Raw genomic sequence first — 22,839 nt, 5'->3', positions numbered from 1 at the left:
ATGACGGATACGAAACCGTTCGTGGCGCTATGCCCCGAAACGCTGCCGCAGCGGCTGGGCGCCCTGCCGGGACTTAAAGAAAGACTTGGCGCAAACAACAATTCCTGGCGCGTGAAAGAGGTTGGCGACGGCAATCTCAACCTGGTCTTTATCGTCGAGGGTGAGCAAGGAAAGGCCATCGTCAAACAGGCGCTGCCCTATGTTCGTCTCGTCGGAGAGAGCTGGCCACTGCCGCTCAAGCGCTCGTTCTTCGAATATCACGCCCTGATGCGCCAGTCGGAGCGCGATCCCGGTACGGTGCCGCAGATATTTCATTTCGACGCCGAGCAGGCCATTATCGTCATGGAGTTCTTGTCACCGCACGTCATATTGAGGCGTGCCCTGATCGAAGGACGGCAGTTGCCGAGGATCGGTCGCGACCTTGGCCGATTTGCCGCGCGCACGCTCTTCCGCGGCTCGGACCTTGCTATGACTGCGCGCAGACGCAAGGAGGATCTGGCCCTTTTTTCCGACAACGTCGAACTCTGCGACATTACGGAGAACCTCGTCTTTTCCGATCCCTATTTCGAAGCACCGCTCAATCGTCACACCTCGCCCCAGCTTGACGGCACAGTCGCCCAACTGAGGGCCGACCGCGATCTGAAGGTTGAGGCGCAGAAGCTCAAGCACACTTTTACTTCCAAAGCCGAGACGTTGCTGCATGGCGATCTCCATACGGGGTCCGTAATGGTGACGGCGGATGAAACGCGCGTCATCGACCCCGAGTTTGCTTTCTACGGCCCGATCGCCTTTGATGTCGGCATGATGATCGCCAACTTCTGGATGAGCTACTTTTCCCAGAGTGGTCACGAGGCGCAAGGAAGCCGCCAGGGCATGCGGGACTACCTGCTTGCGGTCGTTGTCGAGATCTGGACGACCTTCTGCGAGGAATTCTCCCAACTTTGGCGTTGCGAACGCAACGGCATCCTCTACCAGCGCTCCTTGTTCGAAGATCGCGGCGATCCGCTGGGTGCCGAACAGGCCCTCGATCATGTCCTGCACGACATCTGGACAGATATGCTGGGCTTTGCCGGAGTCGAGATCCACCGCCGTATCCTCGGCCTTGCCCACAATGCCGATTTCGAAACCATCGCGGATTTGGACCTGCGTGCCCGCTGCGAGACGAATGCGCTGAAGCTCGGTCGCCACCTCGTCGTCAATCGCCGGCATATCCACGGCCTCGCAGAAATCAACTCCCTGGCCAAACTGCTCGAGAAGGAGACAGTCAGTTGAAAGTCGGAGCGCATCACTACCACACCATCTGGCTGAATGAAGACAGCGCATCCGTCGATATCATCGACCAGCGGTGGCTGCCGCATGAGTTTCGTATCGTGACTCTGAGGACAGTCGAAGACGTGGCCGTCGCCATTCGCGACATGTGGGTCCGTGGTGCACCGCTGATCGGCGTGACGGCGGCCTATGGCGTCGCGCTCGCCATGGCGGCAGACAGCAGCGATGCATCCCTTGACGCCGTATGGGAGAAACTTCATGAGACGCGGCCGACGGCAATCAACCTGCGCTGGGCGCTGGATGCAATGCGCGGTCTCCTTCGCGAGCTTCCGGACGGCGAACGTGCCGAAGCTGCCTACAAGCGCGCGGCCGAGATTGCAGAAGAAGATGTAGAGCTGAACCGCAGCATCGGCATGAACGGGCTTGCAATCATCCGGGAAATTGCCGCCGGCAAGAAGCCGGGGGAGCCGGTCAATATCCTTACCCATTGCAATGCCGGCTGGCTTGCCACCGTCGACTACGGCACGGCGACCGCGCCTATTTATCTTGCGGCGGAAGAGGGCATTGCCGTGCATGTCTATGTCGACGAGACACGGCCGCGCAACCAGGGAGCACAGCTTACCGCATGGGAGCTGAACGGCCACGGCGTTCCCCATACGCTGATCGTCGACAACGCCGGCGGCCACCTCATGCAGCATGGCGACGTCGACATGGTGATTGTCGGCACCGACAGGACGACCGCGAACGGAGACGTCTGCAACAAGATCGGCACCTACCTGAAGGCGCTTGCAGCCAGGGACAACAACGTCCCCTTCTATGTCGCCCTTCCGTCACCGACGATCGACTGGACCGTGCACGACGGCATACGCGACATTCCGATCGAGGAACGCAGTGGCGACGAGGTGACGTTCGTGCAGGGCCGGGGCGCGGACGGCGCGATCGTGACTGTGCGCGTTTCCCCGGAGGGGAGCCCGGCCGCCAATCCAGCGTTCGACGTGACGCCTGCGCGCCTGATCACGGGTCTCATTACAGAGCGCGGCATTGCAGAAGCCTCGCCCGCGGGCCTGCAAGCGCTCTTTCCGGAGCGGAGATAATCCATGACGATACCGAACAATCAACGTACCGAGGATGTCGCGGCCGGCATTCGCAAGCGTGTCTTCCTTCATACGATGCGCAACAATGGAGGCTATTTGAGCCAGGCCTGCTCGGCCGCGGAAAGCCTGGCATTTCTCTACAATGAGGCACTCAATCTGGGTGAGCCGACGCTGCCGAAGGTGCCGCTCCCCTTCGCTGGCGTTCCGTCTTCCAGCAATCCCGACGCATTCACCGGTGCCGGCTATCACGGCCCGTTTGGGCCACAATACGACCGTTTCATTGTCTCTCCCGCTCACTATGCACTGGTCATCTATTCTGCGCTGATCGAAGTTGGGCGCATGGATGAACATGCGCTGGATCACTTCAACCGGGATGGCGGTTCTGTCGAAATGATCGGCGCCGAGCACAGCCCGGGCATGGAAGTGACCACGGGGTCGCTCGCTCAGGGCCTGTCCATGGCATCGGGTATAGCCTGGGCACGCAAACGCCGCGGCGAACCCGGCAAGGTCTGGGTCTACATGTCGGACGGCGAGTTCCAGGAGGGGCAGACCTGGGAATGCCTTGCGGCGATGCGCTTCCACGCCATCGACAACATTCGCGTCGTCGTCGACGTCAACAGGCAGCAATGCGATGGCGCCATGTCATCTGTTCTCGATCTGGGTGATCTGCCAGCCCGCGTTGCTGCCTTTGGCGCCGCCTGCCGCTCGATCGACGGTCATGATCTGCAGGCATTCCGAAACGCGGCCGGTAGCGCGGAGGCCGGCAAGCCGCTGGTCATCCTTGCCAACACGTCGCCCTTCGAAGGCATGCCATTTCTGAAGAGGCGCTTTCCGCGCCTTCACTATGTCCGTTTTAAAACAGCCGATGAGCGTCAGGAAATGCAGGCAGCCATCGGCGCCGAGCTCGGCGTTGAACCGGCAGAAATTGCGAGGGCCTGAGCATGGTCGAAATCGTCAACCGCCCCTATGCCAGAGCGTTCGAGACATTCGCGTCTGCGCGCCCGGAGGTCTTGTGCCTGTCGGCCGATCTGACGTCATCATGCGAGGTCGACGGCTTTCGCGATCGTTATCCTGATCAGTTCCTGTCGCTCGGAATGGCCGAGCAGAATATGCTTTCCTTTGCCGGGGGGCTTGCGATGCAGGGATATCGCCCCTTTATCCATACGTTCTCCGTCTTCCTTTATCGCCGTCCCTACGATCAGCTGATCAATTCCATCGCCTATTCCAACCGCAAGGTCAGGATGATGGGTTTCCTGCCGGGTATCACCACGCCTGGCGGTATCACCCACCAGGCGATCGAAGACATTTCCGTCATGCGTGCCATTCCGAACATGACGGTGCTCGAAACGGGCGATGCCACCGAAGTGGAAAGCGTGCTGGATGTAGCCGACAGCATCGATGGGCCTGTCTATGTCCGGGTCTTGCGTGGCGAGGTGCCGCGGCTGTTTTCGACGCCGTTCGAATTCAATCGGCTGCGCACGCTGAGCGAAGGAGACGATATCCTTGTGGTTACCTCAGGGGTCTGCACGGAAGAGGCGCTGCGGGCTGCGGGTCCCCTGGGGGATCGTGGGATCGGCATTCACCACCTGCATGCCTCGACGTTGAAGCCTTTCGATCGCAACGGCCTTGTCGCGGCGGCGCGCGGCAAGAAAGGCGTGGTGACGCTGGAGAACCATACGATCAATGGCGGGCTCGGTTCGCTGGTCGCCGAGATCCTTGCGGAGGAAGGGCTCGGCATCCGCCTTCGCAGACTGGGGCTGGAGGACACCTTCGCCCACGGCGCATCGAAGGCGTATCTCATGAAGAAGTATGCGCTTGATGCCGGGGCGCTGGTGCGCGCGATCGGCAAGTTGCTCGACCGAGACCTCGACATCGCCGACGCCGAACTGGAGGCCGTGCGCCTTGACACGGTGCATTCGGCGCAGAAAGCAGAAGCACTCTGATGGCACAGCGATTTTCAGTCGCCTATTGGCTGGCCGCTGCCGATGAACGAGAAGCGTACGCGCGGGCGTTGGACATCTGCGTCGAGCAGACGGTCGAAATCCCCCGCGATATCGTCCCTGTGGGCTATGTCGAGGACGAAATCCTCGGCAGGCTCGAAGCTCTTCTGCCTGGCAGCGACGAGCGCGGCGGATTCCTGGCAGACATCTCCTACAGCGAAGACGATGTTGGCGGCGATTTCCTGCAGCTGCTAAACATCGTGTTCGGCAACTCTTCGATCAAGACGGGCACGCGTGTCGAGGCGATCCAGCTGTCCGACGGCTTGCGCGCACTTTGCCCCGGGCCACGCTTTGGTGCAGCGGGATTGCGGGCTCGAACCGGAATTTCCTCCGGACCGCTCATCATGTCGGCGATCAAGCCGGTCGGTCTGTCGACAGGCGAGCTTGCCAATCTCGCCCACAAGTTCGCGCTCGGCGGCATGCATCTGATCAAGGACGATCACGGCCTGGTCGACCAGCCAACGTCGCCCTACGCAGAGCGACTTGCAGCCTGTGTGGCAGCCGTCGAAGAGGCAAACGACAAAACCGGCTATCGATGCGCCTACGTGCCGAACATTACCGGCTCGGCTTCGCAGATCTTCGAGAGAGCCTTCATGGCAAGGGAAGCCGGGGCGGGCGCCGTCATGCTGGCGCCCTCTCTGGTTGGCTTCGACGTGTCGCGCAGCCTTGCCGCGGATCCCGATTTCGGCTTGCCTGTCGTCTCCCACCCAACGTTTGCCGGGGCCAACATCATCACGCCCACGACCGGCTTCTCACACCGCTTCTTCTTCGGCACGCTGCAGCGGTTGATGGGAGTGGATGCCGTGGTTTTTCCGAATTTCGGTGGCAGGTTCGGGTTCTCACGCGAGGAATGCCTCTCGATCCTCCAAGGTTGCACGGAAGATCTCGGCGGACCGAAGCCGATCTTTCCTGCTCCGGGAGGCGGCATGACATTCGAGCGAATACCGGACATGCAGCGCGCCTACGGAGACCACGTGATCTATCTGATCGGCGGGGCGCTTCTGCGCGAGCGTGAGATGGTGGCCGCGTGCCAGGCATTGAGGGCCGGTATTGCCGGTGCCGCGACCGCATCGGGTAGCGGCACGCCGGCTTACTAGCATTGACGATCCCTGACGTATCGCGCAGTGCCTCAAAACAGCTGCTGCCATACGCCTCAACCTTCGATGCCGAACCTTTCGTCGTTGAACCTGTCTTCGGAAAGTTTGACAACGCTGTCGTCGTCTTCGCTTTCAGCATGCTCTTCAGGGCGGTGGACGCCGGGAAGGCTGGGCGCCGTCATGTCGATCGCGATGCCAGGCGGTTGCAGCGACCATGCGACAAGCGCCCTGGTGGAGATGGCGCCGACGCCAGCTGACAGCTGCCGCAACGCGGCGCCGGGCACGGAGGGCACAGGCTGCATCGTCGCAATCCGATTGGTTATCGAGTTCTTCGCCCGGTCGGTCACGTGCAGCTCGCCGGCCATGCTCCTGCCCACGACAATGCTGGCAAATACGACAGGAGCGACGTCGCTCGGAGTGGACGCAACGGATCCGTCGCTTCTCTCCGGCCGCAATGTCGGACGTGGGACCCTCATCGAGACGATTGCGGGTACGGGGCGATCGTCGTTGTTTTCGTCGGCCTGTCGACCGAGCTGTCGCGCCAGTCCGTTCTCGGCCCGGCTTCGAGGGATCGGCAGAAGAGCAGCGACGAGGCTGCCCGTCACCTCGTCGGGCGCGATGGCGCCCGACCCGGCATCGTCGTCATCGTCAGTGCGAGCGCTCTGGATGGCCAAGGGGCGCACGCGTTTCTTCTGATCCGCCACTGCCACCTCATAGCCCGGTAGCGGCCGGCCATCGGCCGGGAGGTGGAGTGTCCGGCCACCCGGAAACAGCCGCGCCAGCTCCTGCCGCGACATTCGGGGCCATGCGCGAACGTTGCCGACATCCAGGTGGACAAACGGCGATCCGGACGTCGGATAGTAGCCGACGCCGCCTACCTGCATCTGCATTGCAAGCCCCCGCAGCGTCGCGAGTTTCACGCCGGGTATGTAGAAGTCCATCGCCTTTCCAAGCATGTGCTGGCTTTTCTTCGCGACACCGGTACTGCGCGAACGGTTTCGCAACATATTGTTGGTCGACGGAGAGCGATAGGCAGACACAACGTGAATAGGCTCGTTCGCGCCGCTGCGGCGGTACACTTCCCAGACGAGATCGAGCAACCGCGGATCGATCCTGGTGGGCTCGTTCTTTCGCCAATCGCGCAGGAAGCGGTTGATCTGCATAAGACCCTTGGGGTCGAATTTGCCATTCCGCTTGTAGACGATAGTGGCTCTTTCGCCCGTGTGGGTAAAGAAGAGCTTGAGCGCCCGGTCGTCGGCCGCTGCCTGCGCAGCTCCCGTCATGGCGGCAAACATCAACAGGACAACCAGCACCGTTCGGTGGGCGACGAACGAAAAGAGCAACGCCAACGTGGTCGTCGGAATGGAAACGATGGCTTGGTGCACGAACACGGTTCTCGTCATTGATGAAGGGCAGCGGAAATCAGGACCGTCGTATCGGCGACGTCGCATGGTCCCGATTATGGTCAACAGATCCCTAACGGACCGTTTATGGCTGCCGGAAATTCGAACCAAAGTCCCGAGTTGGAACAGACAATACAGTCGCCTGCACCAGTAAAGGTCCTCTGATCGGCATCTGGACGGGATGACAGGGCGACTTCGTCATGCATTTTGCTCGGACGAGCGAGGCATGCGGGCAGGGCTCCGATACCGCGCCAGGTGACCAGACATAGCAATGCTACCGTGCAATGCGGTTTTTGCTGTGAGGGGGGAAGGATTTTTGCCCTTCCGACACCAACGACCGGTTCAGGTTCGCGGCTGACCCCCAGGATCAGGCAGTTGCCCGATCAAAGCACGCTGACGTTTTCAGCCTTCGACTTCCCTGTCTTGCGATCCTGGCCGAGGTCGTAGCTTACGCGTTGCCCGTCCCGGAGCGAACTTGCGCCCTGCAACGCGGACACGTGCACGAACACGTCAGCGCCACCATTTTCAGGCGTAATGAAGCCGAATCCCTTGTCGTCGTTGAAAAACTTAACGGTACCAGTGGCCATAACTCATCCTCGTTGCTTGCGCGGCAAAGTGCCGCGACGCAATACCTATAGCTCGATAGCGTCGTCTGCAACATGTACGTGGCTTGGGATAGTGGATCAGCGATATCAGGTGGCCATTTCGCCGGCAGCGTCAAGCTGAAGGAGATCGCCGGCCGGAATGGCAGGGACAATTTGTTCGTCAGGGGACGACGCCGCGGCAGGCCCAGGCAACGTTCACGAAAGACCGTGGCCCATCGGGTCTCCCGGCTTCGTAGGCGTCACGTACTGCGGCGTCCGTCCGTGCACGCTCGCTGGCGTCGAGGGTCTCCATAAATTTTCCGAGGGGGCCTTCGCCCGCGGCGATCGGCGCCCAGAAATCATTGAAGTTCCGGTAGTCCATCCGCACCATCAGTTCCGTTTCGGAGACATCGGCGAGATTGTGGTCGAGAAAACTCCGTCTCATTTCACCGGGTTGCATCATCGGCTGGAAGCAGTAGCGGGCACGCAGCTGCCGGCCACTGTCGCTGAGCGCCGCGACGGTATCAACCATCATGCGCATCGCGGGCATGCCGCCGAGGTGATCCCAAACGGCTGCGGCGACCACGCCACCCGGCCGCACGACGCGGCACATCTCGGCGATTGCCTTCTCGGCCCCCGGCACGAAGTGCAGCACGAGCAGCGCCAGTGCACGGTCGAACGCGCCGTCGTCGAAAGGCAGGGCGCAGGCATCGGCCTGCCGGACTTTTATGCGCGGGTCGGTATTGCGCCTGACGGTCTCGTCGACAAAAACGGGAGAGTAGTCGATTGCCGCGATCTCGCTCAGATCTGCGGCCGCCGCAAGTGCGAAGGTCAGGCTCCCCGTGCCGCAGCCAACGTCAAGAATCCTTTCGCCGTCGGAAAGTCCTGTGAAGTCAATGAACAGAGGCGCGAGTTTTTGGCTCCAACGGCCCATAAGCTGCTCATAGCCGCCCGCATCGTGGATGGTGAAGGTTGATGTCATCGACGCCTCCATGCACCAGCGCAAGTTAGCCCTTCGCACGAGTGTTGCCAAGCGAATGCCGTCACTGGATCACCGGATCGCGGTTCAATTCATAATTTCGGATTGACAATGCGGCAACTCTGAATAATAGTTCGGTGACAGAACGAATTAATGAGGTGAACGTGAGCGAACCCCTTCGCATCTCCCGAAAATTCTCGCAGCGCGACGTAATGGAGGCTATCGTTCAAAACGGCCCGATCTCGCGGGCATCCATCGCCAAGCAGACGGGACTTTCGAAGCAAACGATCTCCGAGATCGTCCGGCAGCTCGAAATCAACGGCTGGGTGCAGGAAACCGGGCGCACCAGCGGCCATGTCGGCCGCACCGCTGTTACCTACGAACTCATCCCGGATGCCGCCTATATCGCCACCGTCGATCTCGGCGGCACGAAGATCCGAGTGGCGATCGCCGACCTCGCATTTCAGGTCTATGCCGAAGAGGTGGTGCCGACAGACCAGCGCGGCGGCCAGTTTGTCATCGACCAGATCGTGGCCCTCTGCTGGCAGGCAGCCAGCCATCTCGACATTCCGCGCGAGCGCATCCGGATGGCTGTGATCGGCGTGCCGGGGGCACCGAGCGAGAAGACCGGCGCGGTCTATCTCGCGCCGAACATTGCCGGGTTCGACAAGATGGATGTCGTCGCCGCTTTCGAAAAGACTTTCGGCGTCGACGTCATGCTGGAAAACGACGTCAATCTCGCCGTGCTCGGCGAGAACTGGCTTGGCCAGGGACAGGGCATCGACAATCTTGCCTATATCGCTGTCGGCACAGGTATCGGCGGCGGCCTGATGGTCGGCGGCCAGCTCGTTCGAGGCGCGACGAATGCGGCGGGCGAACTTGGCTTCCTGCCCTTCGGTGCCGATCCTTACGATCCGGAATCCCTGCGCTCCGGCGCCTTCGAGCGGGTGGTCGCTTCGATCGGTATCATGGAGCGCTACAGAGCCCTTTCCGGTCACGATGCGACAGTTCCTGCCATCTTTGAACGTGCCGTTGCAGGTGAGCGGCATGCGATGGCCGTGCTCGATGAAACAGCCAAGTACCTCGCGCGCGGCATCGGTGCCATCGCGGCGATCGCCAATCCTCAAAAGGTCATTATGGGCGGCTCCATCGGACTGCGGCCGGAGCTGATCGAGCGCATCAAGACCTTCCTGCCGATGTGCTTTCCCTATCCTGTTGAGATCGAGGCAAGCGTGCTCGGCGCGCGTGCCGCCATCATCGGCGCGGCTGCGATCGGTCTGGAGCATCTCCACAACGCGCTTTTCGGCGCCGATACGCCTGATAGCCGCATGTCTCTGCCGCCCGCCGAGATGATCGCCTTGAAGGAGGCAGGACGATGACGGTTTCCAATACGTTCGCAATACGGCTTGCCGAAACGCTTGATCGCGACGATGCCCTTGAGTTGCTCAGAGGCGCGATTGCCCGGGAGAGCATCACGGGAAACGAAGCCAACTTCGTCGCGATGCTGAAGGATGAAATGGCGTCGCGCGCTGTCGAGAATGTCGTGCTCGCCGATTTCCGCCCCGGTCGTCCCAACATCTGGGGTGAGCGCAAGGGAACCGGCGGCGGTCCGCGGCTGCTCTTCATCGGCCACACCGATACAGTTCATGTCGATGGCTGGCGCGAGCACTGGGCCGGCACCGAGCGAGAGGATCCCTTCGGCGGCGCCGTCATCGACGGACAGATCTGGGGTCGCGGTTCAGGCGATCTGAAGGCCGGCATCTGCAGCTCGCTCGCCGCTCTGACGCTTCTGGACCGGGCGGGCATCAGACTGAAGGGCGATGTCGCCTTTGCCTTCGTTGGCGACGAGGAAAGCGGCCAACCCGATACCGGCGTCTCCGCCGGCATCAAGGCCTATACAGCGCTGATCGAAGCGGGCGACGTCGCCAAGCCGGATTTTACTGTTTATGTCGAGCCCACCCAGCTTGCGGTCTACACGGCACAGATCGGTTTTTTCATCGCCGACATCAAGATCACCGGGAAATCCGCCTATTTCGGCGTGCCGGAGCTCGGCAAGGATGCGCTGAAGGCAAGCCATGCGGTCATGTCGGCGCTCTGGAAGCATTCCGACGAGATCTCGGCGCGCGCCAACCATGATTTGGTCGGACGAGGCTTCCTGTTGATTACGGGACTTGCCGGCGGCGGCTTCATCGCCGTGCCGGAAGAATGCAGCCTTTCCTTGATCCGAAAGCTTCTGCCTGGCGAATCTCTGGATGAGGCCGCCGCAGCCCTTGAGACGGTCATTCGAGGCGCAGTCGCAGATCCCGAGATCGCCATCGAGATTTCCTATCCTGCCGGCCGCGACCACACGCTCGGCGGTTCGGCGGCAGAGATCCGGTCGGACCTGCCTGAAGTATCGCTGCTCGCGGGAGCCGTATCGGAAGCGTTCATCGGCCGCGGCGAGATCAGGGGCGCGCCCTTCTGGTCGGAATCGCCCTTCTTCGTCAATCGACTGGGGGTGCCCGCCGTCTACTGCGCGCCCGGGGATATCCGCAACTGCCACACCTTCGAGGAGCATGTCGACGTCGAGGAATATTTCGCCGGGATCGTGGCTTTCGCCACCTTCATGGCGCGCTATTGCGGCGTCGAGGAATAGACTGCCGAACCATCAATAATGGAAAAAGGGAACATGACGATGCTGATGAAAAAACTGTTGAATGCCGCCTTGCTGGCCGGCGTTGTAATGACTGCCGCCCCCGCGCACGCGCAGACTGTGGGCCCCCAGGGCGAGACGGCGGTACCGAGCGCCGAAGTCAAGCTATCCGATGCCGACCTGGCAGCACTGAAGGGCAAGGGTTACAAGGCTGCGCTTCTCTGGCACACATCGTCGGATTTCACCAATGCCGTTTCGGCCGGCGCAAAGGATGAGTTCGCCAAGGCCGGCGTCGATGTCGTGGTGCAGACGGATGCCGGCTTTGACGCCGCCCGCCAGCGCAGCGATATCGAAACGGCGCTCGCCGCCAAGCCGAATGTCGTTCTCTCATTGCCGCTCGACCCGACGACGTCGGCAGAAGCCTTCCGCCAGGCAGTCAAGGACGGCACGAAACTCGTTTTCCTTTCCAACCTGCCGACTGGCTACAAGCATGGCACCGAGTATGCCGCGATCGTCACGGACGACCTGTTCCAGATGGGCAAGCAGGCAGCCGATGCGCTCGCCAAGTCGATCGGTGGCAAGGGCAACGTCGGCTACATCTTCCATGATGCCACCTACTACGTGACCAACCAGCGCGACCAGGCTTTCAAGACGACGATCGAGAAGGACTATCCCGGCATCAAGATTGTTGCCGAACAAGGCATCTCGGACCCGGCCCGTGCCGAGGAACTGGCCAGTGCCATGCTGCTGCAGAACCCGGATCTGGACGGTATCTACGTCACTTGGGCAGAACCGGCCGAAGGCGTGCTCGCTGCCCTTCGCTCAGCCGGCAACAGCAAGACGAAGGTCGTCACGCTCGACCTTTCCGAACCTGTCGGCCTCGATATGGTCAAGGGCGGCAACGTCACGGCGCTCGTCGCCGACAAGGCATATGAACTCGGCCGCGTGATGGCCGCGACAGGCATGAAGTCGCTGCTTGGCCAGGAAACCCCTGCCTTCATCGTCGCTCCGGCACTGACCGTCACCAAGGACAATGTCTCGACGGGCTGGAAGGACTCCCTCAATCGCGACGCGCCGAAGTCGATCCTCGACGCTGCCAAGTGATCGGCAGGCATACGTCATGCGCAACGGTTGGCAGCGGTCGCTGCCAACCGTTTGCAAACACAGTCTCAGGAGCAATGTGATGCCCAGATTTCTGACGGTGCCGGCGCTGCTGGCCGCGACATTCTTTACCACCCATGCCTTCGCCGCCGAGGGCGCCACCAGCGGTCCGCACGGCGAAAAGCCAACACCGGCCTCGAGCGTGGTGCTGACCTCTGACGAAGAACAGAAGATCAAGGACGGCAAGTTCACCGCAGCCCTCGTCTGGCACGAGATGAGCGAATATACCAACGCCGTCAACAGCGGCGCGCAGGACGAGTTCAAGCGCATCGGCGTGACGGTGATCGCACAGACGGATGCAGGCTTCGACGGCGCGCGACAGAAGGCCGACGTCGAGACGGTTCTTGCAAAGAAGCCGTCGATCATCCTGTCTCTGCCGGTCGATCCGGCCACAGCGGCTTCGGTCTATGAACCGGCCCTCAAAGCCGGCGTCAAGCTCGCTTTCGTCGACAATTCTCCGCAGGGCTATGTGCAGGGCAAGGACTACGTGACGATCGTCTCCGACGACCTCTACCAGATGGGCCACAAAGCGGGCGTCGCAATGGCCGAGGCACTCGGCAAGAAGGGCAAGGTCGGCTACATCTTCCACGATGCCGATTTCTACGTGACCAACCAGCGCGACGGCGCCTTCAAGTCGACGATCGAGCAGGATTATCCCAATATGAAGATCACGGCGGAGGCCGGCATGGCTGATCCGGCCCGCGCCGAGGAAATCGCCCAAGCCATGGTCACCCAGAACCCGGACCTCGACGGCATTTACGTCACCTGGGCGGAGCCGGCGCTGAGCGTCCTGTCGACACTGCGCTCGGCCGGAAACAGCCATACGAAGATCGTCACGCTCGATCTGAACGAGCCGGCGGCCCTCGATATGGTCAAGGGCGGAAATGTCAGCGCCCTCGTTGCCGACGAAGCCTACAATATCGGCGTCACTGTCGCCCGTGCCGCGGCCGGCTCCCTGGTCGGCAAAAGCGCCGCACCCTTCCTCGTCGTCGATTCCCTGGCTGTGACCAAGGATACGGTCAAGGAGGGCTGGAAAACGTCGCTGAACAGGGACGTCCCTGCCAGCATCGCTGATGCGATGAAGTGATCTGCCTGCGGGTGGGCAGGGAGCCCTCCCGCTTCAAATTCCCGCACTTCGGAGGAAACGCAATGTCCACTGCTCAATCGAACGCCCTCCAGCCGAGAAGGAGCTTCGCCAAGCGCATCAACCTGCAGCAATACGTCGTCTATTTCGGCTTTCTCGCGATCTTTCTCTTTTTTGCTATCGTATTGAAAGACAGCGGCTTCCTGACGGTGCGCAATCTTTCCAACATAGTGCTCCAGACAGCCCCGGTGACCATCATGGCGATCGGCCTCGTCTTTGTGCTTTCCGCCGGCGAAATCGATCTGTCGATCGGTTCTGCGGTCGCAGTCTCGGCCTTATGCGCCGCAGTCGTCATGGCCGACTACGGCATGATGACGGGCATTGCTGCGGGTCTCGGCGCGGGTATTGCCATAGGCCTGATCAACGGCGTGCTCGTCGCCTATGTCAGGCTGCCCTCCTTCCTGGTGACGCTTGCGACGATGGGGCTCTTTGCCGGCGTCGCCCGTTCCCTCACCAATCTGCGGTCCATCCCCGTCACCGACAGCGTCTTTACCGGCTTCTTCGGTTCCGGTTCGCTCTTCGGCGTCCCCTCGCTGGTCTGGTGGACTGTTGCGGCGATCGCTGTTGGCCACGTCATCTATCGTGAGACCCGGTTCGGCGCGCACGTGCTCGCAACGGGGGATAACGGCCGGGCGGCCAGCGTTTCCGGCATCAAGGTGCCGCGCATCCGGCTGACGGTACTGGTCCTGAGCGGCGCACTCGCCGGGCTGGCCGGGTTGCTCTATGCCGGTCGCCTGCAGGCGGCGAAGTATACGCTTGGCGAAACCGACCTGATGACGGTCATTGCGGCCGTCATCGTCGGCGGGACGATGCTCAACGGCGGCAAGGGCTCGATCGTGGGTGCGCTGGTGGGCTCGCTGATGATGGGCATGCTGAACAATGGCCTCATCCTGATGGGGCTTTCCGTTTCCGACCAGATGATCGTGCGCGGTCTCATCATTCTTGCCGCTGTCGCCGTCTCGCTGCGCGAAAAGCTGCGCTGAAGAAAGGGTTCCCTATGTTTCTCGATGTGCTCCGTCGCCGCAATCCCAAATTCATCGAAGCTGCCATTGCGCTGCATCGCGAAGGCAAGATCCCGGCGAATGCCTATGTGCTCGATCTTGATACGGTCGAGGCCAATGCCCGCCTGCTGAAGACGGAGGCAGAACGGCTCGGCATGAAGATTTTTGCGATGACCAAACAGGTTGGCCGCGCAAGTTCATTCAGCAAGGCCGTGATGCGCGGCGGCATCGACCGCTCGGTCGCCGTTGACATGGCCTGCGCCCGTGCGACCCACAGGGCGGGGCTCAAGGTCGGCCATCTCGGTCATCTCCAGCAGGTTGCGCGACACGAGGCCAATGCCGCCGCCGCTGCCTTTCAGCCGGACTTCTGGACCGTTTTCAACGAAACCAAGGCTGGCGAGGCAGCTGCCGGAGCCGCCGCCGCAGGCTATGTCCAGAACTTGCTGGCACGCATACGCGCCGAGGGCGACACCTTCTATCGCGGCCATGAAGGCGGCTTCGACGCCGATGACGTTGCCGCTGTCGCCGATGCCTTCGACCGATTGAAGGGTGGCCGCTTTGCCGGCATCACCACCTTCCCGGCGTTGCTCTTCGATCATGCAACCCGCAAGGTGCTGCCGACGCATAACCTGACGACGCTCGCCAAGGCAGCCGAAGCGTTGGCGAAATCCGGGCGCAACGGGATCGAGATCAATGCGCCGGGAACGACCTCTGCCGTGATGTTGCCGGCACTAGCCGAGGCCGGCGCCTCGCAGTGCGAGCCGGGCAATGGCCTGCACGGGACGACGGCGCTCCATGCCGTGGACGACCTGCCGGAACTGCCCGCGGTATGCTACCTCACCGAAGTCTCCCATCTCTCGGGCGGCAAGGCCTATTGCTTGGGCGGCGGTTTCTATATCGATCCGATCTTCCCGGACTATGATGTGCAAGCGATCGTTTCCGGCGAGCCGACAGTCGCCGCCACGGCATTGCGCAGCGTCGAAATCCCGCCTCCGTCCGCCATCGATTATTACGCGATGATCGACGCTTCGGGGCCGAAGGCGCCGAAGCCGGGCGATACGGCCGTTTTCGGCTTCCGCGGACAGGCGTTCGTAACCCGCGCCTACGTGGTCGGCGTTTCCGGCATTTCCAAGGGGATGCCCAAGGTTGAAACCATCGAGAATAGCTTCGGCGAACCCGAATCCTGGCCGGTATAGGAGTACAGCAAATGACCGCCTCCACACCCGTCCTGCAGCTCACGGACATCCGCAAGCATTTCGACGCCGTCGTTGCGATCGAAAATTTTTCGCTCGATATCTATCCGGGCGAGATTGTCGCGCTTGTCGGCGATAACGGCGCCGGCAAGTCGACGCTCATCAAGATCGTATCCGGCGTTTACGCGCCGTCCTCCGGCTCGATCACCATCGAGGGTGAAACGGTTTCGATGTCGAGCGCCACGATGGCGCGTTCCCACGGCATCGAGGTCGTCTATCAGGACTTGGCGCTGGCCGACCAGCAGACCGTCTACATGAACATGTTTCTCGGTCGGGAACTCACAAATTCGTTCGGGCTTCTCGATCGCAAGACCATGATCTCGGAGACCCAGAAACTTGTCGATGAGCTGGATGTGCGAATTCCATCACCGTTTGCGACCATCCGCGATCTCTCCGGCGGCCAGCGCCAGGGCGTGGCGATTGCCCGCGCGACCCGATGGGCGAGCAAGCTGATTCTGCTCGACGAGCCGACAGCGGCGCTTGGCGTTGCCGAAACGGCGAAGGTCGAGGCAATCGTACAGTCGCTGAAGTCACGCAATATCGGCGTGCTGATCATCAGCCACAGTCTCGACCAGGTCTTCAAGCTCTCCGATCGCATCTGCGTCCTGCGCCGAGGCAAGCAGATCGGTATCCGCAAGACGTCGGAGACCGACAAGAACGAGATCGTCTCGATGATTACGGGCGTGTAGCCAGGGCGTGAAAGGGACACGGCCGCGATTGTTGGTCGTGTCTGCTTTGGCAACGCGTGGTCCTAGAGAGGTTTTCCAACCGAGGCAAAGTAAGCCCACACTGCAACCAACGCCATGACGACGCACATGGCTGTCAGAAATTTGCGCAAGCCCGGTCGGGGTGTCTTCTGTGGCTTGCGTTTGCGGAACTTGACGACGTTGCCGTTCGCCTGTGGGTCTTGCTTCATGCTCGCTCCTTGGCTGCTCCGTCACCCATAGCAGCACCGGCTTCAACGAAAAGCAGAACGCCGGTTTAGGATCAAGCCATTCTTGCAAGATCCGTCAATGTTATACCGTACCTGAGCGGCTCGCCCTTCAAGAAGCGCTCGATTTCGTCAATCGCCATTTCTCCCAGCCGCGTGCGCTCGAGCCCCACGGCGCCCGCGATATGCGGGGTCAGGAAGACGTTCGGGAGATCGTAGAAGGCAGATGGCGGGTCCGGTATCTCCGGATCGGTCACATCGATGATCGCATCGATCCGGCCCGTCGACAGTGTCGAGAGAAGTGCTGCCTCGTCGACGATGGCGCCCCGCGCGGTGTTGATGAGCGTCGCTCCGTCCTTCATCAGTGAAAGTTTTTGGGCATCTATCATATGGCGTGTCGAGGGAAGGGACGGCGCGTGCAGCGATACGATGTCCGCGCTGCGCATGAGCGTATCGAGATCGACTTTCTCCGCGCCGATCGCCGCGCAGTCCGCAACGCCGAGGGTGGGGTCGAAGAGCAGAACCTTGAAATCGAAGGGCTTCAGCAGCTCGATGACGCGGCGACCGATACGGGAAGCGCCGACGATGCCGACGGTCCTGCCGTAGTTGCCGATCGCAAGCCGCTGCATCGCGTAGGTACGGTCTCGATTGCGATCTGCCGAGTAGTAATCGCGAAAGCGGAAGACCTGTTTGCCGGCAAAAAGTATGGCCGCCAGCGCAAACTCGGCAACCGGCACGGAATTGGCTTCCGCCGCATGGCTGACAGCGATGCCCGCCTCGAACACCTCGTCGCCGACAATGCCTTTCACCGTTCCCGCTGCATGGGCAACGATCTTCAGACTTGCGGCGGCCGACAGCACGTCCCGACCGACATAGGGAGCCCCCCAGCCGGTGATCAGGATGTCCGTTTCCGGCAGGAGCCGCCTGGCGCGCTTGTCGTCAAAGGTCTGCAAGGGTTCGCGGTCCAGCAATCGGCCGAGCGTGTCCAGACGATCAAGCAGGCGATCCGGCAGGACGTGCTCGGTGCGGTCAGGCTGCATGGCAAGCACTATGCCCGGACGGCTCATGGCATCTGCCCCGGCGCTTTTATCGCGCTGACGGTGCTGCCTTCCTTGACTACCCTGGCTTCAAGTGCTGCGATATCCGGTGCTGCCGGGCGCTTCGTCCAGGCGCCGGAAGCGGCTGCCGGATCGTCGAGTGCAAGCACGGCCGTGACCAGGACTGTTTCGCCCGCAGGGATCTCGCCGCGCAACTGCGGCACCAGGGTCTTTGCAACGATCATGTTGGTGTTCGGCAACGCCTTTTGCGCCAGACCCATGCGTGTCACGCTGGAGCCAAGATCGGCAATGCCGGAGAAATCTGCTTCCCCGGTCACATGAGCGCTGCCCTGCTCAGCAACGAGCGTATCGAGGTCGAAATCGCGCTTGGCGATCGCGAAGCCGCCTTCGGCGGTCTGCAGGGCACGCGTCGACTTTATCCGGTGCACGCGGACGTGCCACGGCGCGGCGGGAACGAGCCACGTCTCCACCGACACGTCCTTGAAAGGCGACCACTTCGAATAGAGGATATCGCCCGCGAGCTGCGCTTCCGTGTTCGTCTCGCGTACGCGATAATGCAATCCGTCATCGCTGAAGGCGAGCGCGGAATCGAAAGCCCCGCCCGCGAAACTCCGCTCATCGGCTTCGACGCTGAAGCCATATCGGGCCGAATAGGCGAATTTGGCGTATTTCTCCGTGCCAAACCGCATCTGTAGGTTCTCCTGTCCAGACGAGAGCGCCACGACATCGCCTCCGGCTCGCATCAAAACCATGCCGGGATGACGCTGCGGTGCGACCTCGTCGGCCGTGGCCGGCGCCTTTTCCTCGACCGTCCAGAACGGATGATCCTCTGCAATAGCCAGCGGCAGGAAGGCCTTGAATGCCCAATAGGGCGAACCCGCGGAATTATAGCTCTCCGACATCAGCAGGTTCGGATAGCCGAAGCCGATCGACAGGATACCGTCCCGGCTGGTGATCGGCTTATCCCTCCACCAGCGCAGATGCTGGAGGCAAAGATGCTTGACCTCTCCCCAGGGGAGCGCCTCCAGATCGGCAAAGGCGAGCGCCGACCAGAACCCCGCGCAGGCGAACCGATAGGTCAGGCTGCGACCGAACGGAATCGTGGCACCATCCGGCGCGAACCAGTTGCGGAAGTCCTTGGCGAACAGGACGGCGCGCTCCCGATAGCGCTTGGCGTAGTCATCATCGATGAGCTTGGAGTAGATCAGCCCGTAGAAATGCATAGCGAAGGGAATGTAGTGGTCGACGCGGCGGACATTCCCGTCGCGATACCAGCCATCGCCGACATAGAATCCCTCAAGCTCCTCGAGATACTGTTTCGTCAGGCTGCGGTCGAACTCGGCGCCGACACGATCAAGCGCGATATCAACGAAGATGCGGAAAAATTTCCAGTTGTTGTCGGCATAGTCGAACTGCCGCGCATGCTTGAGGTAGGCCACGACATTGGCGCGCGCCCTGTCGCCAAGCGGCTCCCAGATCTTGTCCGGAACAAGCGCGAGTGCAAAGCCGAGCGCCGCCAGTTCGACCATGCGCTGGTCACGGCCGTAAACGGTGCCCCAATATTCCGGGTGATCGGGATCGGTTCCGTTGGCGAGGCCCTCTGCAAAGCGGTGCCAGTGGGCAAAATCGCCCTTTCCTGCACCCAACGGCGCAAGCCCCCAGAGAGGACGGGCAAAACCTTCCAGGTCGGCGGCCGCGCGATCGAAATGGGCGCCGGCACCGTCCAGCCGAACGCGGGCATTGCCGTCGGAGAAATAGGCAAGCAGCGGATCGAAGAGGTCGAGGAGGGCGCGGCTCATGTCCTCGCGCGTTTCCAGCGGATTGCCTGCTAGCGGATTGGCGCTGGCCGGATCATAGGTCATCGGTATCACTCATCGGTTTCGGCATGGGCACGGTACCCCCGGCGACGGGGACGACCGCATGGCATACATGGCGGACAGGTGCCGCCCGGTCCCGGAAACGGGCAAGCATCAGTCCGATCGCCTCGCGGCCAAGCGCGGCGCGATCGACGCGCATGGTGGATAGCGGCGGATCTGTCATCAGCGCACAAGGCAAATCGTCGAAGCCGACGATTGCGAAGTCTTCGGGTACTCGAAGCCCCGCCTCGGTAACTGCCTCGAGCACACCGACCGCAACGAAGTCGTTCATGCAAAAGGCAGCGGTAAAGCCCGCATTCTGGGCGAGGATGGCGGCCGCCAGCTCATGCGCCTCCCGGCTGGCACTCCCGTTGAAGCTCATCGAAACGATCCTGCTCTCGGCACCCTCCACGGCGTCGATTGCCGCGTCGAAGCCCCTGACGCGTTCGCGAATGGTGTGGCGATGCGAGCCGGTGAAATGCAGGATCCTGCGATGCCCAGCGGCGAGCAATCGATCGGCCGCCTGGAAGGCCCCGAAGAAATTCGCCGGCGAAACGCCATCAAGGCGAAGCTGCGGATCGGTGCCGTTCACGAGGACGACGGGAATTCTCTCTGCCTCGATCCATTGCCGCAACGCTGGATTCGGATCGATGCCGACCAGAAACAGTCCTTCTGCCTTGGCTGTCGTCATATAGTCGCGAATGACGTCAGGCGTTGCGCGATCCTCCCGAACCAGCCTGACTTCGAAGGGCATAGCTCGTTCCAATGCACCCGTGCGCAAGCCGTCGACGATCGCTTCATAAAAGACGCTAAGGCCGCCTGTCATGCCGTCGCTGGCGATCAGCGCAAGCCCGCCGAGGACGGCTTCGGATGTTGCCTTCGCCTGATAGCCATGCTCGGCAGCAACACGCAGAATATGCTCCCTTACGCTCCCGCTGATGCCTGGCTCATTGGCAAGGACCCGCGATACGGTTGCTACGGAGACGCCTGCGGTGGCAGCGATGTCGGCTTGGCGAGGACGCTTTGATTTAATTTCGTTCATAGCGCAACGTTATGCAAAACAATGCAAATTTGCAAGAAAAAGATATTCTGTTGCAAACGGGAATTTTTTGCGTAGTCTGATACGTGAAAATGCCCGAAAGACGTTGGAGGACGCAAAGGGCATGTAAAAAGGAGGATCATCATGCAGATCAATCGACGTTCATTTCTGATGGGTTCGGCCGGCGTAGCAAGCGGCCTTGCATTCGGCGCCGCAAGCAGCATGCCGGCCTTGGCCGATGACGCCCAGCTCCGCGCCATGTGGTGGGGCTCGAACGACCGCGCAAAGCGCACGCTCGACGTGGCCAAGCTCTATCAGGGCAAGACGCCAGGCGTGACGATCGTCGGCGAATCCCTCAGCGGTGACGGGTACTGGACGAAGCTGGCGACGCAGATGGCGGGTCGCGCGATCGCCGACGTCTTCCAGCTCGAGCCCGGAACGATCTCCGATTACTCCAAGCGGGGCGCCTGCCTGCCGCTCGATGAATTTGTGCCGTCGACCCTGAAGGTCGATGCTTTCGGCAAGGACATGCTGAAGCTGACGACGGTTGACGAAAAGCTTTACGGGATTGGCCTCGGCCTCAATTCCTTTGCGCTGTTCTTCGATCAGACGGCCTTCGAGAAGGCCGGTCTTCCCTTGCCAACGCCTGACCTGACCTGGGACGAATATGCCAAGCTGGCCGTCGAACTGACGAAGGCAGGTGGCAAGGACAATTACTGGGGCGGCCCTTACGGCGCCCGCTACACCTATGTGTTCGATGCCTGGCTGCGCCAGCGTGGAAAGAGCCTCTACAACAACGGCACGCTCGGCTTCGACGTCGAGGATGCCAAGGAGTGGTACAGCTTCTGGGAGGAACTGCGCAAGAAGGGCGGGACCGTGGCTGCCGACGTCCAGACGCTGGACCAGAACACCATCGACACCAATGCTCTCGCGCTCGGCAAGTCGGCAATGGGCATGGCCTATTCCAATCAGCTCGTCGGCTACCAGCTGATCTCCAAAGACAAGCTGGCCATCACCATGCTACCACGCGAGAAGAAGGGCGGCCCCTCGGGCCATTATTATCGCCCCGCACTGATCTGGAGCGTTGGCGCGACGACGAAGAACGGCGAGGCGGCCGCAAAATTCATCAACTTCTTCGTCAATGATCCGGAGGCCGGCAAGATCCTTGGGGTGGAGCGCGGCGTTCCGATGTCGCCGGCGGTGCGCGAGGCCATATTGCCGAACCTCAACCCGACGGAGCAGGCAACGGTCCAATACGTCAACCTTCTGAAGGATCAGGTTGGGGACTATCCCGCTCCTGCGCCATTGGGATCGACGGAGTTCGACCAGCGTTTGTTCCGCCCGATTGCCGACGAACTGGCCTTCGAGCAGACGACACCTGCTGAGGCCGCCGCGCGCCTCGTTCAGGAAGGCAAGGCCACGATCCGCAGCTGACGTTCGCTGCACGTTGCTGAACGGCAAGGAGCGCGCGTGCTGCGGGCTCGCACCGCCGACACCCCGGTTCGGCAAGAGCGCTCCATGCCGAACGGGAAAACTCTCGACACAAGGGCCGGGGAAGCGAGTTGCCCCGGCCGCCGAATTCGCGCGGGCTTCAATTCGTCTTGCCGCGCTGCGTGGTAGAGCCCCGCTACGGCATCACATCGACAACCCAGGAAGGATACACCATGCGCAAAGCGATCATCGTTTGGGGTGGATGGCAAGGACATGAGCCGGACCAATGCGCGCGCATCGTTGGTGAACTTCTGGCAAAAGACGGCTTCCAGACCGAGGTCACCAACGATCTCGGCATCCTTGGTTCCGCGATGCTGGCTGAAGCCGATCTGCTTGTGCCTGTCATCACCGGCGAAACCCTGGAAAAGGCCCAGGCCGCTGCGCTCGTCGAAGCCGTGCGAAGCGGCCTCGGCCTCGGCGGCCACCATGGCGCGCTTGCCACCTCGTTCAAGGAAAGCGCTTCCTTCCGCTATGTCTCGGGCGTCACCTGGGTGGCCCATCCCGGCAATATCATCGACTTTCGTGTCGCGGTCACCCGTCAGGACGACCCGGTGATGGAGGGCATTGCGGATTTCGACTATCGCTCGGAGCAATACTATCTCCATTACGACCCGTCAGTCGAAATCCTCGCCACCACCACCTTTACCGGCGAGTACGATATGGCGGCACGCAACGTCACGATGCCCGTCGTCTTCAAGCGTCATTTCGGCGCCGGTCGCGTTTTTTATTCGGCACTCGGCCACCGCGCTGCCGAATTCGACCATCCCTTTATGCCGCTTATCTTGCGCCGCGGCCTCAGCTGGGCCGCGCGCCGATAGCGTGCCAACGAAAACGCCAATTCCATCGA

Annotated in this window: 21 protein-coding genes; 14 read left to right on the top strand and 7 right to left on the bottom strand. The window is 61.5% G+C overall.

The annotated features are described in order from the left end of the window. The 5 genes from mtnK to ASC97_RS24510 are packed head-to-tail and all read left to right on the top strand — an operon-like array spanning position 1 to position 5,460. Positions 1 to 1,272, top strand: a complete 1,272-nt coding sequence (gene mtnK, locus ASC97_RS24530; protein ID WP_057470944.1) for an S-methyl-5-thioribose kinase — start codon at positions 1 to 3, stop codon at positions 1,270 to 1,272. Next, positions 1,269 to 2,363, top strand: coding sequence for an S-methyl-5-thioribose-1-phosphate isomerase (gene mtnA / locus ASC97_RS24525; RefSeq protein WP_057470943.1), 1,095 nt, complete (start codon positions 1,269 to 1,271; stop codon positions 2,361 to 2,363). The genes mtnK and mtnA overlap by 4 nt, the downstream gene beginning before the upstream one ends. A 3-nt stretch (positions 2,364 to 2,366) precedes the next feature. Beyond that, positions 2,367 to 3,302 (top strand): transketolase, encoded by a 936-nt coding sequence (locus tag ASC97_RS24520; protein ID WP_057470942.1) that lies wholly within the window; start codon positions 2,367 to 2,369, stop codon positions 3,300 to 3,302. A gap of 2 nt (positions 3,303 to 3,304) precedes the next feature. Continuing rightward, positions 3,305 to 4,306, top strand: coding sequence for a transketolase family protein (locus ASC97_RS24515; protein WP_057470941.1), 1,002 nt, complete (start codon positions 3,305 to 3,307; stop codon positions 4,304 to 4,306). After that, positions 4,306 to 5,460, top strand: coding sequence for a RuBisCO large subunit C-terminal-like domain-containing protein (locus tag ASC97_RS24510; protein WP_057470940.1), 1,155 nt, complete (start codon positions 4,306 to 4,308; stop codon positions 5,458 to 5,460). Before ASC97_RS24515 ends, ASC97_RS24510 begins: the two co-directional genes overlap by 1 nt. A gap of 56 nt (positions 5,461 to 5,516) precedes the next feature. On the opposite strand, the gene ASC97_RS24505 is transcribed toward ASC97_RS24510, so the two are convergent. From ASC97_RS24505 to ASC97_RS24495, 3 genes are all read right to left on the bottom strand, one after another. Further along, positions 5,517 to 6,845, bottom strand: a complete 1,329-nt coding sequence (locus ASC97_RS24505) for a DUF882 domain-containing protein (protein ID WP_244481582.1) — start codon at positions 6,843 to 6,845, stop codon at positions 5,517 to 5,519. 401 nt (positions 6,846 to 7,246) lie between these two features. After that, complete coding sequence (locus tag ASC97_RS24500) at positions 7,247 to 7,450, bottom strand: cold-shock protein (protein ID WP_037058066.1); 204 nt, start codon at positions 7,448 to 7,450, stop codon at positions 7,247 to 7,249. A 178-nt stretch (positions 7,451 to 7,628) separates the two neighbouring features. Next, entirely contained in the window at positions 7,629 to 8,429 is an 801-nt protein-coding gene (locus ASC97_RS24495) for a class I SAM-dependent methyltransferase (RefSeq protein ID WP_057470939.1), read from the bottom strand. A 161-nt stretch (positions 8,430 to 8,590) separates the two neighbouring features. Between ASC97_RS24495 and ASC97_RS24490 the strand changes: the two genes are divergently transcribed. From ASC97_RS24490 to ASC97_RS24460, 7 genes are all read left to right on the top strand, one after another. After that, the gene (locus tag ASC97_RS24490) at positions 8,591 to 9,805 is read left to right on the top strand and encodes an ROK family transcriptional regulator (protein ID WP_057470938.1); all 1,215 of its coding nucleotides are present in this window, start codon (positions 8,591 to 8,593) and stop codon (positions 9,803 to 9,805) included. Then, on the top strand, positions 9,802 to 11,061 hold the full coding sequence (locus tag ASC97_RS24485; protein ID WP_057470937.1) for a M20 family metallopeptidase: 1,260 nt from the start codon (positions 9,802 to 9,804) through the stop codon (positions 11,059 to 11,061). The genes ASC97_RS24490 and ASC97_RS24485 overlap by 4 nt, the downstream gene beginning before the upstream one ends. 39 nt (positions 11,062 to 11,100) lie before the next feature. Continuing rightward, the gene (locus tag ASC97_RS24480; RefSeq protein WP_057471127.1) at positions 11,101 to 12,162 is read left to right on the top strand and encodes a substrate-binding domain-containing protein; all 1,062 of its coding nucleotides are present in this window, start codon (positions 11,101 to 11,103) and stop codon (positions 12,160 to 12,162) included. A 79-nt stretch (positions 12,163 to 12,241) separates the two neighbouring features. Further along, positions 12,242 to 13,306, top strand: a complete 1,065-nt coding sequence (locus ASC97_RS24475) for a substrate-binding domain-containing protein (RefSeq protein ID WP_057470936.1) — start codon at positions 12,242 to 12,244, stop codon at positions 13,304 to 13,306. Positions 13,307 to 13,368: 62 nt separating this feature from the next. Further along, on the top strand, positions 13,369 to 14,346 hold the full coding sequence (locus ASC97_RS24470) for an ABC transporter permease (protein WP_057470935.1): 978 nt from the start codon (positions 13,369 to 13,371) through the stop codon (positions 14,344 to 14,346). Between the two features lie 14 nt (positions 14,347 to 14,360). Further along, the gene (locus tag ASC97_RS24465; protein ID WP_057470934.1) at positions 14,361 to 15,560 is read left to right on the top strand and encodes an alanine racemase; all 1,200 of its coding nucleotides are present in this window, start codon (positions 14,361 to 14,363) and stop codon (positions 15,558 to 15,560) included. Positions 15,561 to 15,571: 11 nt separating this feature from the next. Then, on the top strand, positions 15,572 to 16,306 hold the full coding sequence (locus ASC97_RS24460; RefSeq protein ID WP_057470933.1) for an ATP-binding cassette domain-containing protein: 735 nt from the start codon (positions 15,572 to 15,574) through the stop codon (positions 16,304 to 16,306). Positions 16,307 to 16,368: 62 nt separating this feature from the next. Here the strand turns inward: ASC97_RS24460 and ASC97_RS34775 are convergent, their stop codons facing one another. The 4 genes from ASC97_RS34775 to ASC97_RS24445 all read right to left on the bottom strand — a co-directional run bounded on the left by ASC97_RS34775 (position 16,369) and on the right by ASC97_RS24445 (position 20,504). Next, positions 16,369 to 16,533, bottom strand: coding sequence for a hypothetical protein (locus ASC97_RS34775; protein ID WP_200959541.1), 165 nt, complete (start codon positions 16,531 to 16,533; stop codon positions 16,369 to 16,371). 71 nt (positions 16,534 to 16,604) lie between these two features. Continuing rightward, positions 16,605 to 17,615 (bottom strand): hydroxyacid dehydrogenase, encoded by a 1,011-nt coding sequence (locus ASC97_RS24455; protein WP_057470932.1) that lies wholly within the window; start codon positions 17,613 to 17,615, stop codon positions 16,605 to 16,607. Beyond that, complete coding sequence (locus tag ASC97_RS24450) at positions 17,612 to 19,468, bottom strand: DUF2264 domain-containing protein (protein ID WP_057470931.1); 1,857 nt, start codon at positions 19,466 to 19,468, stop codon at positions 17,612 to 17,614. Before ASC97_RS24450 ends, ASC97_RS24455 begins: the two co-directional genes overlap by 4 nt. Further along, the gene (locus tag ASC97_RS24445; protein WP_057470930.1) at positions 19,458 to 20,504 is read right to left on the bottom strand and encodes a LacI family DNA-binding transcriptional regulator; all 1,047 of its coding nucleotides are present in this window, start codon (positions 20,502 to 20,504) and stop codon (positions 19,458 to 19,460) included. Before ASC97_RS24445 ends, ASC97_RS24450 begins: the two co-directional genes overlap by 11 nt. Positions 20,505 to 20,645: 141 nt before the next feature. Between ASC97_RS24445 and ASC97_RS24440 the strand changes: the two genes are divergently transcribed. Further along, on the top strand, positions 20,646 to 21,935 hold the full coding sequence (locus tag ASC97_RS24440; protein WP_057470929.1) for an ABC transporter substrate-binding protein: 1,290 nt from the start codon (positions 20,646 to 20,648) through the stop codon (positions 21,933 to 21,935). A gap of 230 nt (positions 21,936 to 22,165) precedes the next feature. After that, positions 22,166 to 22,810, top strand: a complete 645-nt coding sequence (locus tag ASC97_RS24435; RefSeq protein WP_057471126.1) for a ThuA domain-containing protein — start codon at positions 22,166 to 22,168, stop codon at positions 22,808 to 22,810. The last annotated feature ends 29 nt before the right edge of the window (positions 22,811 to 22,839 follow it).

The sequence above is a fragment of the Rhizobium sp. Root1203 genome (assembly GCF_001424945.1).
In the GTDB taxonomy this organism is placed as follows: Bacteria; Pseudomonadota; Alphaproteobacteria; order Rhizobiales; family Rhizobiaceae; genus Rhizobium.
The sequence above is the reverse complement of the archived record's forward strand: the minus strand, read 5'-3'. Positions and strand labels throughout refer to the sequence as shown.

What these genes read in the sequence shown, in the direction of transcription:
- mtnK (WP_057470944.1), top strand. Translation starts at nt 1, where the DNA reads ATGACGGATACGAAACCGTTCGTGGCGCTATGCCCCGAAACGCTGCCG.
- ASC97_RS24520 (WP_057470942.1), top strand. Translation starts at nt 2,367, where the DNA reads ATGACGATACCGAACAATCAACGTACCGAGGATGTCGCGGCCGGCATT.
- ASC97_RS24515 (WP_057470941.1), top strand. Translation starts at nt 3,305, where the DNA reads ATGGTCGAAATCGTCAACCGCCCCTATGCCAGAGCGTTCGAGACATTC.
- ASC97_RS24510 (WP_057470940.1), top strand. Translation starts at nt 4,306, where the DNA reads ATGGCACAGCGATTTTCAGTCGCCTATTGGCTGGCCGCTGCCGATGAA.
- ASC97_RS24500 (WP_037058066.1), bottom strand. Translation starts at nt 7,450, where the DNA reads ATGGCCACTGGTACCGTTAAGTTTTTCAACGACGACAAGGGATTCGGC.
- ASC97_RS24495 (WP_057470939.1), bottom strand. Translation starts at nt 8,429, where the DNA reads ATGACATCAACCTTCACCATCCACGATGCGGGCGGCTATGAGCAGCTT.
- ASC97_RS24485 (WP_057470937.1), top strand. Translation starts at nt 9,802, where the DNA reads ATGACGGTTTCCAATACGTTCGCAATACGGCTTGCCGAAACGCTTGAT.
- ASC97_RS24480 (WP_057471127.1), top strand. Translation starts at nt 11,101, where the DNA reads ATGCTGATGAAAAAACTGTTGAATGCCGCCTTGCTGGCCGGCGTTGTA.
- ASC97_RS24475 (WP_057470936.1), top strand. Translation starts at nt 12,242, where the DNA reads ATGCCCAGATTTCTGACGGTGCCGGCGCTGCTGGCCGCGACATTCTTT.
- ASC97_RS24470 (WP_057470935.1), top strand. Translation starts at nt 13,369, where the DNA reads ATGTCCACTGCTCAATCGAACGCCCTCCAGCCGAGAAGGAGCTTCGCC.
- ASC97_RS24465 (WP_057470934.1), top strand. Translation starts at nt 14,361, where the DNA reads ATGTTTCTCGATGTGCTCCGTCGCCGCAATCCCAAATTCATCGAAGCT.
- ASC97_RS24460 (WP_057470933.1), top strand. Translation starts at nt 15,572, where the DNA reads ATGACCGCCTCCACACCCGTCCTGCAGCTCACGGACATCCGCAAGCAT.
- ASC97_RS34775 (WP_200959541.1), bottom strand. Translation starts at nt 16,533, where the DNA reads ATGAAGCAAGACCCACAGGCGAACGGCAACGTCGTCAAGTTCCGCAAA.
- ASC97_RS24455 (WP_057470932.1), bottom strand. Translation starts at nt 17,615, where the DNA reads ATGAGCCGTCCGGGCATAGTGCTTGCCATGCAGCCTGACCGCACCGAG.
- ASC97_RS24450 (WP_057470931.1), bottom strand. Translation starts at nt 19,468, where the DNA reads ATGACCTATGATCCGGCCAGCGCCAATCCGCTAGCAGGCAATCCGCTG.
- ASC97_RS24445 (WP_057470930.1), bottom strand. Translation starts at nt 20,504, where the DNA reads ATGAACGAAATTAAATCAAAGCGTCCTCGCCAAGCCGACATCGCTGCC.
- ASC97_RS24440 (WP_057470929.1), top strand. Translation starts at nt 20,646, where the DNA reads ATGCAGATCAATCGACGTTCATTTCTGATGGGTTCGGCCGGCGTAGCA.
- ASC97_RS24435 (WP_057471126.1), top strand. Translation starts at nt 22,166, where the DNA reads ATGCGCAAAGCGATCATCGTTTGGGGTGGATGGCAAGGACATGAGCCG.